Origin of the sequence: Kribbella voronezhensis (assembly GCF_004365175.1) — a bacterium.
Lineage (GTDB): Bacteria > Actinomycetota > Actinomycetes > Propionibacteriales > Kribbellaceae > Kribbella > Kribbella voronezhensis.
The window spans coordinates 446,622-460,342 of the sequence record NZ_SOCE01000003.1 but is presented as its reverse complement, the minus strand read 5'-3'; the positions used below and the strand labels follow the sequence as shown (position 1 = coordinate 460,342).

General features: G+C 68.6%; 15 protein-coding genes. 3 read left to right on the top strand and 12 right to left on the bottom strand.

Annotation, left to right across the window (positions count from 1 at the left end):
* Positions 1-2: 2 nt before the first annotated feature.
* A complete protein-coding gene (locus EV138_RS36845; protein WP_133985411.1) occupies positions 3-752 on the top strand; it encodes an alpha/beta fold hydrolase in 750 nt (249 codons plus the stop codon).
* Here the strand turns inward: EV138_RS36845 and EV138_RS36840 are convergent.
* The 4 genes from EV138_RS36840 to EV138_RS36825 form a co-directional block, all read right to left on the bottom strand.
* The gene (locus EV138_RS36840) at positions 739-1,239 is read right to left on the bottom strand and encodes a DivIVA domain-containing protein (protein WP_133985409.1); all 501 of its coding nucleotides are present in this window, start codon (positions 1,237-1,239) and stop codon (positions 739-741) included. The genes EV138_RS36845 and EV138_RS36840 overlap by 14 nt on opposite strands.
* 1 nt (position 1,240) lies before the next feature.
* Positions 1,241-2,362 carry a dual-specificity RNA methyltransferase RlmN gene (rlmN, locus tag EV138_RS36835; protein ID WP_133985407.1) on the bottom strand — a complete coding sequence of 374 codons (1,122 nt, stop codon included), beginning with the start codon at positions 2,360-2,362 and terminating at the stop codon, positions 1,241-1,243.
* A gap of 40 nt (positions 2,363-2,402) precedes the next feature.
* Positions 2,403-3,911, bottom strand: a complete 1,509-nt coding sequence (locus EV138_RS36830; RefSeq protein WP_133985405.1) for an alpha/beta hydrolase family protein — start codon at positions 3,909-3,911, stop codon at positions 2,403-2,405.
* Between the two features lie 99 nt (positions 3,912-4,010).
* Positions 4,011-4,763, bottom strand: a complete 753-nt coding sequence (locus EV138_RS36825; protein WP_238158617.1) for a C39 family peptidase — start codon at positions 4,761-4,763, stop codon at positions 4,011-4,013.
* 274 nt (positions 4,764-5,037) lie between these two features.
* On the opposite strand from EV138_RS36825, the gene EV138_RS36820 reads away from it, so the two are divergent.
* Complete coding sequence (locus EV138_RS36820; RefSeq protein ID WP_133985403.1) at positions 5,038-6,081, top strand: LLM class flavin-dependent oxidoreductase; 1,044 nt, start codon at positions 5,038-5,040, stop codon at positions 6,079-6,081.
* On the opposite strand, the gene EV138_RS36815 is transcribed toward EV138_RS36820, so the two are convergent.
* The 6 genes from EV138_RS36815 to rpsB form a co-directional block, all read right to left on the bottom strand.
* Positions 6,071-6,661: a GNAT family N-acetyltransferase gene (locus EV138_RS36815; protein WP_133985401.1), complete on the bottom strand. Its 591-nt coding sequence runs from the start codon at positions 6,659-6,661 to the stop codon at positions 6,071-6,073. The two genes, EV138_RS36820 and EV138_RS36815, sit on opposite strands and share 11 nt — an antisense overlap.
* 21 nt (positions 6,662-6,682) lie before the next feature.
* Entirely contained in the window at positions 6,683-7,516 is an 834-nt protein-coding gene (locus EV138_RS36810) for a phosphatidate cytidylyltransferase (RefSeq protein WP_133985399.1), read from the bottom strand.
* Positions 7,516-8,070 (bottom strand): ribosome recycling factor, encoded by a 555-nt coding sequence (gene frr / locus EV138_RS36805; protein ID WP_202867130.1) that lies wholly within the window; start codon positions 8,068-8,070, stop codon positions 7,516-7,518. The genes EV138_RS36810 and frr overlap by 1 nt, the downstream gene beginning before the upstream one ends.
* A 164-nt stretch (positions 8,071-8,234) precedes the next feature.
* Entirely contained in the window at positions 8,235-8,996 is a 762-nt protein-coding gene (gene pyrH / locus EV138_RS36800; RefSeq protein ID WP_238158616.1) for a UMP kinase, read from the bottom strand.
* A 47-nt stretch (positions 8,997-9,043) separates the two neighbouring features.
* The gene (gene tsf, locus EV138_RS36795; protein WP_133985395.1) at positions 9,044-9,862 is read right to left on the bottom strand and encodes a translation elongation factor Ts; all 819 of its coding nucleotides are present in this window, start codon (positions 9,860-9,862) and stop codon (positions 9,044-9,046) included.
* A gap of 141 nt (positions 9,863-10,003) precedes the next feature.
* Complete coding sequence (rpsB, locus tag EV138_RS36790; RefSeq protein ID WP_133985393.1) at positions 10,004-10,972, bottom strand: 30S ribosomal protein S2; 969 nt, start codon at positions 10,970-10,972, stop codon at positions 10,004-10,006.
* Positions 10,973-11,257: 285 nt separating this feature from the next.
* Here rpsB and EV138_RS36785 point away from each other — a divergent pair, with 285 nt between their 5' ends.
* A complete protein-coding gene (locus tag EV138_RS36785) occupies positions 11,258-12,112 on the top strand; it encodes a M23 family metallopeptidase (RefSeq protein ID WP_133985391.1) in 855 nt (284 codons plus the stop codon).
* A gap of 124 nt (positions 12,113-12,236) precedes the next feature.
* Here EV138_RS36785 and EV138_RS36780 read toward each other — a convergent pair whose 3' ends face one another.
* Together EV138_RS36780 and EV138_RS36775 are read right to left on the bottom strand one after the other, a co-directional pair.
* Entirely contained in the window at positions 12,237-12,716 is a 480-nt protein-coding gene (locus EV138_RS36780) for an RrF2 family transcriptional regulator (RefSeq protein WP_112236792.1), read from the bottom strand.
* 31 nt (positions 12,717-12,747) lie between these two features.
* Positions 12,748-13,692 (bottom strand): tyrosine recombinase XerC, encoded by a 945-nt coding sequence (locus tag EV138_RS36775; protein WP_133985389.1) that lies wholly within the window; start codon positions 13,690-13,692, stop codon positions 12,748-12,750.
* Positions 13,693-13,721 lie beyond the last annotated feature (29 nt).

The following is a 13,721-nucleotide window of genomic DNA, read 5'->3' as shown; positions in this document are numbered from 1 at the left end:
CCATGACGACACTCACCGTTGATGGATCAGTCGAGCTGACCTTCCAAGACCGCGACCGCACCCGCCCGTATCTGCTGCTGCACGGCGGCGGCGGCGTCGCGACCATGGCCGGCTTCGCGGACCTCCTGGCCGAGCGCACCCACTCCCGGGTGTTGCTGCCGACCCATCCGGGCTTCGCCGGTACGCCGAAACCCGAGACGCTGACCAGCGTCGCCGAGCTGGCGCACGTGTACGTCGCGATGCTGGAGCAGCTCGACCTCACCGACGTGACGGTGATCGGCAACTCCTTCGGCGGCTGGCTGGCCGCTGAGATCGCCCTGCAGCACAGCCCGCGCATCAGCAGCGTGGTGATCGTCGACGCGATCGGCATCGAGGTCGACGGTCACCCGATCACCGACGTCAGCGGCCTGTCGGTCGCGGAGCTCCGGTCCTTCTCCTTCCACGATCCGAGCAAGGCACCGGTGCCGCCGGCCGGAACCACCGGGCCCAGCCCGGATGTCCTGGCACTCATCGGCTACACCGGCCCGGCCATGCTCGATCCGACGCTCAGCAAGCGCCTCGGCGACATCGAGATTCCGGTGCACGTGCTGTGGGGCGAGAGCGACGGCATCGCCGACCCGGAGTACGGACGGGCGTTCGCCGCGGCGATTCCGGGCTCGACCTTCACGGTGCTCCCCCGCACCGGCCACCTGCCGCAACTGGAGACGCCCGAGGAACTCCTCCGGGCGCTGCTGGACGTCAGCCGCCGCTGAGCCAGCTCTCCGCTTCGTCGAGGAACTTGTCGACCTCTTCCACGTCGTAGCCCTCGGTCAGGCGGACCGGCGTGAACTTCACCTTGTGGATCTCGCGCGGCGTGACCGGCCGCTCGACGGGCAGGCCGTTCACCGTCGCCATCACCCGGTCGACGAAGTCGTCGACCTGCTCCATGTTGTAGCCCTCGCGAAGCCGGACCGGCGTGAACAGCGGGGGCTGGCGCTGCTGATCGGTACTGGGCCGGCCGGCGACCGGTCGATCGGGCATCCACTGCTCGGCGTCGGAGAGGAAGTCGTCGACTTCTTCGGCGGAGTAGCCGGGGCCCAGCAGCGGAGTACGGAATGCCGCGTTGCGGAGTTCGGCGACGGTCACCGACTGCTTCGTCGTACGGTTCGCTGTCGCGAGGACGCGTTCGACGAGCGCGTCGACCGCGGCACGGTCGTAGCGTTCACCGATCCGGCGGACGGTGAATTCGGGTCGGAGCACGTCAGGCCTTGTTCGAGGCGGCGAGCTGGCCGCAGGCGCCGTCGATCTCCTGGCCGCGGGTGTCGCGGACCGTCGTCGGGATGCCGCCCGCCTGCAGCCGGCGGACGAACTCGCGCTCGTCGGCCGGGTCGGAGGCCGTCCACTTCGAGCCAGGTGTCGGGTTCAGCGGGATCAGGTTCACGTGCACCCAGGCCCAGTCGCCGCGGGCCCGGAGCTTCTCGGCGAGCAGGTCCGCCCGCCAGGCGTGGTCGTTGATGTCGCGGATCATCGCGTACTCGATCGAGACGCGGCGCTTGGTCTTCTCCGCGTAGCCCCAGGCGGCGTCGAGGACCTCGTCGACCTTCCACCGGTTGTTGATCGGGACCAACTCGTCGCGCAGTTCGTCGTCCGGCGCGTGCAGGGACAGCGCCAGGGTGACCGGGATGCCCTCGGTCGACAGCTGGTTGATCCGCGGCACCAGGCCGACGGTGGACACCGTCACACCGCGAGCCGAGATGCCCAGACCGTCGGGCGACGGCTCGGTGAACCGGCGTACGGCGCCGATCACGGCCTTGTAGTTGGCCATCGGCTCGCCCATGCCCATGAACACGATGTTGTTGACGCGCCCCGGACCGCCGGCGATCTCACCGCGGGACAGCGCACGAGCACCGTCCACGACCTGCTCGACGATCTCGGCCGTGCTCATGTTGCGGGTCAGCCCGGCCTGGCCGGTCGCGCAGAACGGGCACGCCATCCCGCAGCCCGCCTGGCTCGACACGCACATCGTGGTGCGGTCCTTGTAGCGCATCAGAACGGACTCGACGAGCGAACCGTCCAGCAACTTCCACAGCGACTTCCGGGTGGTGCCGTTGTCGCATTCGAGGTCGCGGACCTTGGTCAGCAGCGGCGGCATCAACTCGGCGACCAGCTTGTCCCTGGTCGCCGCGGGCAGGTCGGTCATCTGCGCCGGGTCGTCGGTCAGCCGGCTGAAGTAGTGGTTCGACAACTGCTTGGCCCGGAACGCGGGCTCCCCCAGCGCGGTCACCGCCGTACGCCGCTCCTCGCCGGTGAGGTCGGCCAGGTGCCGCGGCGGCTTCTTGGCACGGCGCGGTTCATCGAAAACAAGGGGGAGGGAGGTAGTCATCGCCTTCAATTGTCGCCCCCGGCCACCCCCATTCACAAATTCACATCACCGTGTGCTCGGTCACCCGGGTCCGGATCCAGTGCTCGATCAGGTCCAGATAGCCACTGACGAAGCGGTAGTCGTGCAGCCGGTAGCCCGCTTCCTCGTCGCTCATCCCGATCGCGTCCGGGCGGCCCAGGTTCATCGCATGACCGGTGTTCGGGAAGAGAACGACGATCGACTCGTGATTGTGTTCCAGTGCCCGGCTGACCCGTTCGGCGCTCTCCACCCCGGGCAGGTTCGAGTCGTCGACGCCCACCAGGAAGAGGACCGGCGCCTCGATCGCGCGATAGGAGTCGACCGGATCGCAGGTCCACAGGTCGCCGGCCTCCTCCGGCTCACCCAGTTCGGCCAGGAGTTCGTCGTACGACGCCCAGGGCGGCACCGGTCCGAGGGTCGGCTCCTGGATCGCGTACTCCTGCAGGGTGATCCCCCGCAGCTCGTTGCTTGCAGCAACCATCGGCGCCAGCTCGTCGTACCGGCGTCGGTGCTCCTCATCGGGCTGCCGGCTGAGATCGGCCGCGAAGATCATCCTCCACATCTCGCGGATCCACCCGATCTGCTCTTCCGGCACCCCTTGGCCGCGGAGATCGAACGCCCGTCGGTGGATCTCGGTCTCGAGCGCCGTCGTCCCGGTGGCTCCGATGACGCAGACGAAGGCGACCCGCGGATCGCGCGCGGCCACCAGCGGCGCGACCCACGAGCCGTTGCTGAAACCCCAGATGCCGACCTTCGCCACATCCGGCCGGGTTCGCAGGTAGTCGATCCACGCCGCGGCGTCGTCGGCCTTCTCCTCGAACGTCGACGGCGGATGCCCTTCTGATTCGCCCCAGCCGCGACGGTCGAACACCAGGGCCGCGACTCCGTTGCGCACGAACTGTTCGGCGAACGCTCGGTAGTAGTCACGGCGGCCGCCCGCGGCGCCGTGGATCATCACGACGGCCGGATGCGGACCGGGGCCGGGCGGTGACATCAGCGTGCCGGCGAGCTTGCCGTCCGGGCCGTCGATCGTCACGTCCTCGTCGATCCAGCCGTCTGTGCGTGTGCTCAGCTCCAGCCACTCGCCGTCCTCGGAGAACAGCCCCTTCGCGCTGGGGTAGAGCCGCACGAACCGATCTCGCTCGGCAAAGAAGAGGGTCGGCGTCCCGATGAACTCGTCGGCGTTGACGAAGACGGAGATGCGCCGACCGTCCTCCAGCTCGTACTGCGCGCTGAGCTTCCGGTACTCGCCGAGGCTCAGTAAGTGCACCCGGTGCAGCTCGATGAAGCCCTGCCCGCTGTCCGTCTCGCACGTGCCTGCGAAGGTCTCTTCGTCTCGCTGCCCCTCGAAGCGGATGGTCTCGCCGCGAGCCACCACCTCACCCCGCAGCTCGGCAAGCTTCACTTCCAGCCGGAAGACCCGCTCGGCCGGGAAGGCGAACTCCACCACCCCGTCCGGAACCAGGTCTCCGGTCATCATGACGACCCGGCGTAGGCCGTCGACTTCCAGGTACCCCACCCATTCGGTCATATCTGAGAGATTACTCTCGAAACAAACCTCTCACAATCCCGCGACCGCAACCGGCGCCCCGCAGTACTGGCTCGTACTGCGGGGCGCGGGTGACCGTGGTCAGGCGGAGTAGCCCTTCGGCGGGATCAGGGTGGCGAGTTGGTTGAAGGTGAGCCAGTAGGTGGCCGGGCCGAAGCCGGCCGGGTCGGCGATCAGGACGGTCGAGTCGCTGGTGTCGTAGCCGATCACGGTGAAGTAGTGGTAGATCGTGTAGTTCGGGTAGCCCGGCGGGTGGTTGTTGGCCGGGGCAACGATGTTCGCGACGATCGGGTAGTTGTTGTCGATGTCGAGGATCACGTCCCGCCAGAGCAGATCGCGCTGCGCCTGGGTGGGCGGGTCGTTCGGCATCTCCTTGGTCTCGTACCAGCCGGTGCCGAGGTGGTTGTTGAGCACCCGGGTGACCTGGCCGATCCAGTCGGTGCCGTTGGTCGTGGTCGGGAGTTCGTTGGCCAACTGCTGCTGACTCGGCGGCGAGATGCGCGCGGAGAGCGCGATCCTGGTGGCGGCGGGGCCACACCAGTAGCCGGTCTGCTGGTACTGGAACTGGATGTTCAGCGTCCGCAGGCCCTGGGTGGAGTAGGCCCCGGCCGGCACCTTCTTGGCCGCGGCGGCGGCATTGGCGGCCTGCACTGCTTGGGGAGTGCCCAGGGCGGTAGGCGCTCCCGCAACGGTGGTCGCGGTCGGAGCCGCGGTCGCGAGCGCCGCGGGCATCGACACTCCCGCCACCAGGGCCAGACCGCATGCTGCGGCCTTCAACTTCGTCGTGGTACGCCTCCCGAGCCTCACGGGCGGCCGGATCAGGTGACTTCGCATGTCAGCTCCTCAGCCTCGAACGGCGACCGGCGCGGCCACCGCCAAAGCCCAGTGCAGACCTGCGACCGAGGGGTTGTAAACCCACTCTTCGCGCCCGTTCAGGCACTGTCCGCGACGGTCTCGCCGACGTTTCCGCAGGTCAGAGGGGTGTCAACCCCTGACGAGAGGCGTGTGGATCGCGTCAAAAATTGACGACGACATTTCGACCTCAATCGAAAGGGTTCCGCTCCCGGCCGGGAATGGAGGTTCCGGTGCGGCCGTTGGACTCTGCATCATGGACCTGCCAGGAGCACTCCCCCAGCCGTTGCTCGCCGGTGTGCCGCTGTCCGTCCTCGACCGGTCCCGGACCCGGTCCGGCGAGAGCGAAGCGGAGACGCTGCGCGGTACGGTCCGGCTGGCCCAGCAGGTCGAGGAGCTCGGCTACCACCGCTTCTGGGTGTCCGAGCACCACAGCGTTCCCGGTGTCGTCGGTTCCGCGCCGACGGTCCTCGCGGCGGCTGTGGCGTCAGCGACCAGCCGGATCCGGGTCGGCACGGGCGGCGTGATGCTCCCGAATCATCAGCCGCTCGTCGTCGCCGAGCAGTTCGGCGTACTGGAGTCGCTCTTCCCCGGGCGGATCGACATGGGCCTCGGGCGATCGGTCGGCTTCACGAACGGGATCCGCCGAGCGCTCGGCGTGGAGAAGGACGCGGCCGAGGACTTCTCGGCACAGGTACAAGAGCTGCTGGGGTACTTCACCGGCACTCAGCAGGTCCACCCGCAGGTGCACGCGCGACCCGGTGAGGGCTTGCGCGTACCGGCGTACGTACTGGCAATCGGCGAAGGTGCGCTGCTTGCCGCGTCGCTGGGGCTTCCGCTGGTGATCGCCGGAGTCAAGGGCGAGCAGGAACTCCTGGCGCTGCTGGAGCGCTACCGCTCGACCTTCCGCCCTTCTGCTTGGGCACAGCGCCCGTACGTCGTACTGGCGGCCACCGCTGCTGTTGCTGCGACGACTGCCGACGCTCGGCGACTCTTGCTGCCGGAGGCCTGGTCCAGCGCCTACTCACGTACTCGGGGTGTCTTCCCGCCCCTGCTGCCCGTCGATGAAGTGCTCCAGCTGGAGATGACTTCGAAGGAGCGTGAGATCTTCGAGCGCTCGCTCGACGGGCAGCTCTACGGCACGCCCGCCGAGGTCGACTCCTTGCTGGGCGGTCTCGTGCAGCGAACGGGAGCGGACGAGGTGCTGCTGACGACGAACACCTACGACCGCGGCGACCTACTGGCGTCGTACCGGGAACTGGCGGAGCTTGCCGGCTTGCGGAGTCTCGCTAGCCGCTGATGCGGTCCTGGAGCCGCTTGCGAACATCCGGCCACTCGTCGGCCAGGATGGAGAACACCACGGTGTCGCGGAACGAGCCATCGGCCAGTCGCTTGTGCCGGCGCAGTACGCCTTCACGCGTCGCACCCAGCTTGGCGATGGCGGCTTGCGAGCGGGTATTGGTCAAGCCGGTCTGGATCTTGACCCGGCCGAACCCGCAGTCCTCGAAGGCGTGCTGCAGCAGGAGAAACTTGGTGGCAGGGTTGACCGCTGTCCCCCACACCGACGGCGCATAGGCGGTCCAGCCGAGGTGCACCGACTCGTTGTGGAGATCGACGTCACCGAGGCTCGACGTACCGACCACTGTCCCGTCCCCGACCAACCGCACCACGTACGCCGTACGCTTCGCCGCGCCCGCGACCCAGTCCTCGCGCATCTGGTCGGCGTCGGCAGGCATTCCGGCGACGCCGCCGCCGAAACCACCGGCGTACACCTGTTCGTTGCCGATCGCGGCGTACAGCGCTTCGATGTCCTCGGCAACCAGTTGGTCGAGGCGGACGATGTCTCCGGTCAGGGTGCGGCCGTCAGGGGCTGTCGTCATGGAGCCCATCAAACCAGGTCGTCAGACCAGCAGGTGCAGCAGGAGCCAGACCGCGGGAGCCGTTGCCAGCAAGGAATCCAGCCGGTCCATCACACCGCCGTGGCCGGGCAGAAGGTTCGACATGTCCTTGATGCCGAGATCGCGTTTGATCATCGACTCGGCCAGGTCGCCTACCGTCGCGGTCAGCACCGCGACCGCGCCGACGATCGCGCCGACCCACCAGTGCCCGTCGAGCAGCCAGACCACGGCCGCGATGCCGGCACCGATACAGGCCAGTGTCGAGCCGGCGAAACCTTCCCAGGTCTTCTTGGGGCTGATCGTCGGTGCCATCGGGTGCTTGCCGAAGAGGATCCCGGCGACGTAACCGCCGACATCACTCGCCACCACGACCAGGAAGAACGTCACCACCCGCTCCGGCCCGTCGTGCTCCGGCTGCACCAGCAGGATCGCGAACCCGGCCAGCAGCGGCACGTAGCTGATCAGGAACGTGCCGGTGGTGACATCGCGGACGAAGCCGGCCGAACCGTCCGGCATCCGCCAGAAGATCGTGGCCAGCACGGTGAGCGCCATCGCGACCAGCAGCGCGAGCGGACCTCCGAAGTACGCGGCGACCGCCATCGCGGTGGTGCCCGCGAACAACGGGATCCGGTGCAGTTTCGCGCCACTGTTGTGGAAGACGCGGATGAGTTCGTCGACCGCTACCAGGACGGCAGCCAGCACGACGAAGATGAACAGGACCTTCTGCCAGAAGAGCGAACCGAGGATGACCGCACCGAGGCCGACACCGACCGCGATCGCCGCGGGCAGGTTGCGCCCGGCACGGCTCGGTGCGGGCGTGCTCTGGTCGACGCCCATCACACCTCGAGCAGTTCGGCTTCCTTGTGCTTGAGCAGCGCGTCGATGGAGTCGACATACTTCTTCGTCAACCCGTCGAGCCGCTTCTCAGCACTCTTTCCTTCGTCCTCGCCCGCGCCGCCGTCCTTGACGGTCTTGTGCACCTGATCCATCGCGTTGCGGCGGATGTTCCGCACCGAGACCTTGGCCTCCTCGGCCTTGGTCTTGGCCACCTTGATGTACTCCTTGCGGCGCTCCTCGGTGAGCTGCGGCATCACGACCCGGATCACCGACCCGTCGTTGCCCGGGTTCACGCCGAGGTCGGAGTCGCGGATGGCCTTCTCGATCGCGGCCGTCGCGCCCTTGTCGTACGGCGAGATGAGCACCGTGCGCGGCTCGGGGACCTGGAAACCCGCCAGCTGCTGCAACGGGGTGGGCGATCCGTAGTAGTCCGCCACGATGTTCGCGAACATCGAAGGGTGCGCCCGGCCGGTGCGGATCGCGGCGAAGTCGTCCTTGGCGACCTCCACGGCCTTCGCCATCTTCTGCTCGGCATCGCGGAGTGCTTCGTCGATCACGACAATCCTCGCTTCCTCAAGGCCGCATCGGTGCGGCCGCTCCAACCCTACGAACGCTGGTTTACCAGACCACGGACGTCAGCCCGTGTGTTGGCCGTGATCTTAGTGCTTACGGCGGTCGGCGGCGTCGGCCGGGCTCGCTTCGGCCGCGGCTCGCGCGCCTACTGCCCGGGCGAGACGACCGTGCCGAGCTTCTCGCCCTGGACGACGCGGGCGATGTTGCCCTCTTCCAGACCGAAGATGACGATCGGGAGCGCGTTGTCGCGGGCCAGGCTGATCGCCGTCGCGTCGGCGACCCGGAGGCCGCGAGCGAGGAAGTCGTCGTACGAGAGCTGGTCGAACTTGACCGCGTCCGGGTTCTTCTTCGGGTCGGAGTCGTAGACCCCGTCGACGCCCTGCTTGCCCATCAGCAGGGCCTCGGCGCCGATCTCCAGCGCGCGCTGGGCGGCGACCGTGTCGGTGGAGAAGTACGGCATCCCGGAGCCGGCCCCGAAGATCACCACGCGGCCCTTGGCCAGGTGCCGGTCGGCCTTGCGCGGGATGTACGGCTCGGCGACCTGGCCCATCGTGATGGCGGTCTGAACCCGGGTCTCGACGCCGAGCTTCTCCAGGAAGTCCTGCAGCGCCAGGCAGTTCATCACCGTGCCGAGCATGCCCATGTAGTCGGCGCGATTGCGCTCCATCCCGCGCTGCTGCAACTCGGCGCCGCGGAAGAAGTTGCCGCCACCGACCACCACGGCGACCTGGACGCCGGCCCGGACCACCTCGGCGATCTGCTTGGCGATCGAGTTCACCACGTCGGGGTCGACGCCCAGCTTGCCGCCGCCGAACACCTCGCCCGACAGCTTCAGCAGCACCCGGTGATAGGCCGGAGCGGACGGCGAAGAGGCCGGACTCGTCTCGGTACCCAGGGTTTCCGTCACGATTCCGGCCTCCTCGTCGACTGCGTTGACTCTTGCTACCGCGACCGTCAGGCCCCGACCTCGAACCGGGCGAACCGCTTGACGGTGACACCGGCCTCGTCCAGCACGGCCTTCACGGTCTTCTTGTTCTCCTGGACCGACGCCTGCTCGAGCAGCACGACCTCCTTGAAGAAGCCGTTCACCCGGCCTTCGATGATCTTCGGCAGCGCCTGCTCGGGCTTGCCCTCTTCGCGGGCGGTGGCCTCGGCGATCCGCTTCTCGGTCTCGACCGTCTCGGCCGGCACCTCGTCACGGGTCGTGTACTGCGGGCGCATCGCGGCGGCCTGCATGGCCGCGCCGCGGGCGGCGTCGAGGTTGTCGCCCTCGAACTCGACCAGCACGCCCACCTGGGCCGGCAGGTCGGCGGCACGCTTGTGCATGTACGCCGCGACCTTGCCGTCGAAGACGGCGACCTTGCCGAGCTCGAGCTTCTCACCGATCACCGCGGCCAGGGCCTCGATGTTCTCCGCGACGCTCTTGCCGTCGGCCAGCTTCTCGTTGAGCAGACCCTCGACGTCACCGACCTTGCTGGCCGAGGCGTGCGCGACGATGTCGGCCGCGAGCTGCTGGAACTGCTCGTTCTTGGCGACGAAGTCGGTCTCGCAGTTGAGCTGGACCATCGCGTTCTCCGCGGCGGCCACCAGGCCGTTGGTCGCGGAACGCTCGGCGCCACGCTTGGCGGCCTTGGCCGCACCGTGGATGCGCAGCTCCTCGATCGCCTTCTCGAAGTCGCCGTCGGTGCTCTCGAGGGCCTTCTTCGCATCCATCATGCCCGCGCCCGTTGCGTCGCGGAGCTTCTTGACGTCAGCGGCGGTGTAGTTCGCCATTCCTCGTTCTCTCGTCTTCAGTGGTGCGTCAGCTGGTGGATTCGCCGACCGGCCTGCGCCGGTGGCTGGTCGCCGCCCGGTGCCCGGGCCGGCTGTCCGTAGTACGGGAGCCGGCGGGTGCGCCGAGCGGCGACGGGCCGATCAGGCCTCGGTCTTCGGCGCCTCGGTGCCCTCGACCGGCGTGTCGTCGGCCTTGGCGATGGTCTCGGCGACAGCGGCGGACTCGGCCACCGGCGCGTTGTCGGCAACCTCGTCGGTCGCGGCGACCGCAGCCTCCTCGGTCTTCGCCTCGGCGGCGGGGGCCTCGTCGGCCTTGGCCTCCGTGGCGGCGCCGTTCTGGCTCTCCAGCAGCTCGCGCTCCCACGCCGCCAGCGGCTCCTCGGCACCCAGCTCCTCGCCGGCCGCGGCAGCGCCCTGGCCGCCACGCGACATGAGCCCGTCGGCGACGGCGTCGGCGACCACGCGGGTCAGCAGGCCGACCGAACGGATCGCGTCGTCGTTGCCCGGGATCGGGAAGTCGACCTCGTCCGGGTCGCAGTTGGTGTCCAGGATGCCGATGATCGGCAGCTTCAGCTTGCGCGCCTCGTCGACGGCGAGGTGCTCCTTCTTGGTGTCGACGATCCAGACGGCGGCCGGAACGCGGGCCATGTCACGGATACCGCCGAGGGTCTTGAGCAGCTTGTCGTGCTCGCGACGCTTCTGCAGCAGCTCCTTCTTCGTCACGCCGGAGGCGGCGACGTCGTCGAAGTCCAGCAGCTCGAGCTCCTTGAGCCGCTGGAGCCGCTTGTTGACGGTCTGGAAGTTGGTGAGCATGCCGCCCAGCCAGCGCTGGTTCACGTACGGCATGCCGACCCGGGTCGCCTGCTCGGCGATCGCTTCCTGGGCCTGCTTCTTGGTGCCGACGAACAGGATCGCGCCGCCGGAGGCGACGGTGCTCCGGACGAACTCGTAGGCGCGGTCGATGTACGACAGCGACTGCTGCAGGTCGATGATGTAGATGCCGTTGCGCTCGGTGAAGATGAATCGCTTCATCTTCGGGTTCCAGCGACGGGTCTGGTGCCCGAAGTGGACGCCGCTCTCGAGCAGCTGCTTCATGGTCACGACGGCCATGAGGTGTTCCTCCTGTCGCGCCGGCTCGCTCGAGCCGGAGCATGTTCGGTTGTCCCGCGCCGGACCGGATGGTCCGCCGCGCCTGACGCCCGCCACGACCCTCCACCCGGCGAGCCGGGACCTAGGAGGTTCGGGGTTATGCAGGCGTGCGTAGTCGACCCACTCGCGTGGGACGCCAGCAAAAGTCTACGGGACGCCGGGCCCCAGGTCGAACCGGCCTGCCCCTTGTCCACAGCCCCACAATCCACAGGCTGTTCGTGGTCCGTTCCGCGGCACATTCCAAGCATGAAGCCAACTCAGCAGACCCCCGCCCGCCGCACCCACCTGCCCGCCGCCTCCGTGTCACGCGCCGCCGCACGGCGGGGCGCGCTCCTCGCCGCCACCCTCTCAGCTTTCGCCGCTGTCGCCCTCGCCCTCGCCTTGCCGCCACCCGCCACGGCCGCACCACCCGGCGCCGAGCCGTCGCCCGCCGTCTGGCCGCTCACTCCACGCCCAGAAATCGTGCGTGGCTTCGAACTGCCCGCCAAGCCCTGGCTCCCCGGCCACCGAGGCCTCGACCTGTCCGGCTCCCCCGGCCAACCGGTCCTCTCAGCCACCAAAGGCACCATCACGTACGCCGGTCCGCTGGCCGGCCGCGGCGTCGTCGTGGTGACCAACGGCCCACTCCGCACCACCTACGAGCCCGTCATCGCCTCAACCCACGTCGGCGCCACCGTCGCTCCCGGCGACCAACTAGGCACCCTCTCCTCGGCAGGCACCCACTGCCCACCGCGCACCTGCCTCCACTGGGGCCTCCGCCGAGCCGCCACCTACCTGAACCCGCTCACACTCCTCACTGCAAGCCCCGTGCGCCTACTCCCCCTCGCGCCACCCCCCACGACCGGACACCTCCTCAGCACCAACAGCTCAACCAGCACCGCCGAGCCACAGGCCAACGACCCCCTCGATCCCCGCACCAGCCCCCCGGTTCTCAGCCCAGACCGCGACCCCGAACCTGGCTTCCACCACGACTCCGGGCGCGGCTCCGGGGATGCCTCCACGCCTGGCTCGCTGCGCGGCTCCGGACTGGCACCCGCGGTCGTCGTGGGCCTCTCAGCGGCGCTCACGCTGGCCGGCGGCCTCTTGATCAGACGCCACTGATGAGCCGCCCGAGCCTTCCAAGCCCTCCGACCGGCTCACGCCATTCCAGATCCACAGACCGAGTCCGATGCCTGCCGGGGCGGCCGCGATGAACTCCGCCGTCAAGCGTTCGTCCGCTGTGGGCTCAGCTGCCCTGAACCCGCGCCTGCCAGGCGTCCTCGTCGCGGGAGCGACGCTCCACCCCGGCGGGAAGCTTGCCCTTGGCAAGGTCTGTCAGCGTCGTGTGCTCCAGAACGTCCCGCAGACTCGCACGGGCGGCGATCCACACCCGCTGCAGGACGACCGCTTGTTCGTTGTAGTCGACGCTTTCCGGCCGTACGCCCGAGATGCTCACGATCGGCCCGTCGACGGCTCTCATCACATCGGCGACCGAGATCTTGTTCGGATCGACCGCGAGCTTCCAGCCACCGGACTGCCCGCGCTGGCTGGACAACACCCCGGCCCGGCGCAGATCGGCGAGGATGCCCTGCAAGAAACCGTGCGGAATCCCCTGGGCACGACTGAGCTCCTCGGCGGACACCACCGTGGGGTCGCTCGCCAGCCAGCGCTGAGTGATCTCGATCAGCGCTCGCAACGCATAGTCAGACTTCGCCGAAACCCGCATGCTCCGCAGTCTGCCCTATCCGGGGCCGTCGTCAGGCGCGTGGATGGGCTTGTTCGTACGCGCGTCGCAGTCTGTCCCCCGAGACATGGGTGTAGACCTGCGTGGTCGCCAGCGACGCATGGCCGAGCAACTCCTGCACGCTGCGAAGGTCGGCTCCCCCTTCGAGCAGGTGCGTCGCCGCCGTGTGCCGCAGGCCGTGCGGCGACAGATCCGGCGCGTCGACGGCGCCGATCCGGGCGTGGACGACCCGACGTACGGTCCGTGGATCGATCCGTCCACCCCGCGCACCGAGAAAGAGAGCCGGTCCGCTTCCGGGCTGTGCCAACTTCGGCCGGGCGGTCCGGATCCAGGTCTCGAGCGCTTCGGCCGCCGGTACGCCGTACGGGACGGACCGCTCCTTGCGGCCCTTGCCGAAGACGCGGACCACCCGGCGGGACGAGTCGACCTCGTCGATGTCGAGCGCGCAGAGTTCTCCGACTCGGATGCCGGTGGCGTAGAGCAGTTCCATGATGGCCAGGTCGCGCAGGCCGACGGGGCTGCCGTCGTCGGCTGCGACGGCCGCTGCGTCCAGGACGGCGCGGGTATCGGCCTGGCCGAGCACACCGGGCAGTGGCCTGTGTGGCTTGGGGCTGGCCAGCAGCGCACCAGGGTCGGTCTGGATGCGCCCGGTCCGCTGGGCCCACGCGGTGAACACTCGCGCGGCCGTCGCACGGCGCGCCATGGTGCTGCGTGCCTTGCCCAGACTCTGTTGCTTGGCGAGCCAGGAGCGCAGGCCGCGGATGTCGAGTCCGTTCAGATCAGCATCGTGACCAAGCCGAGTCAAATGGTCCAGCAGGTCCGCGATATCACCGAGGTACGCTCGCACCGAGTGTTCGCTGAGGTCTCTTTCCGCCGTCAAGTGCCGTTCGTAGTCAGCCAGTAACGCAGTGAAATCTTCCGACAGAGCAGGGATTTCGCTGACATCGTCCGGCACCATGACTCGACCATGCGGGAGTGGCCCCGGCA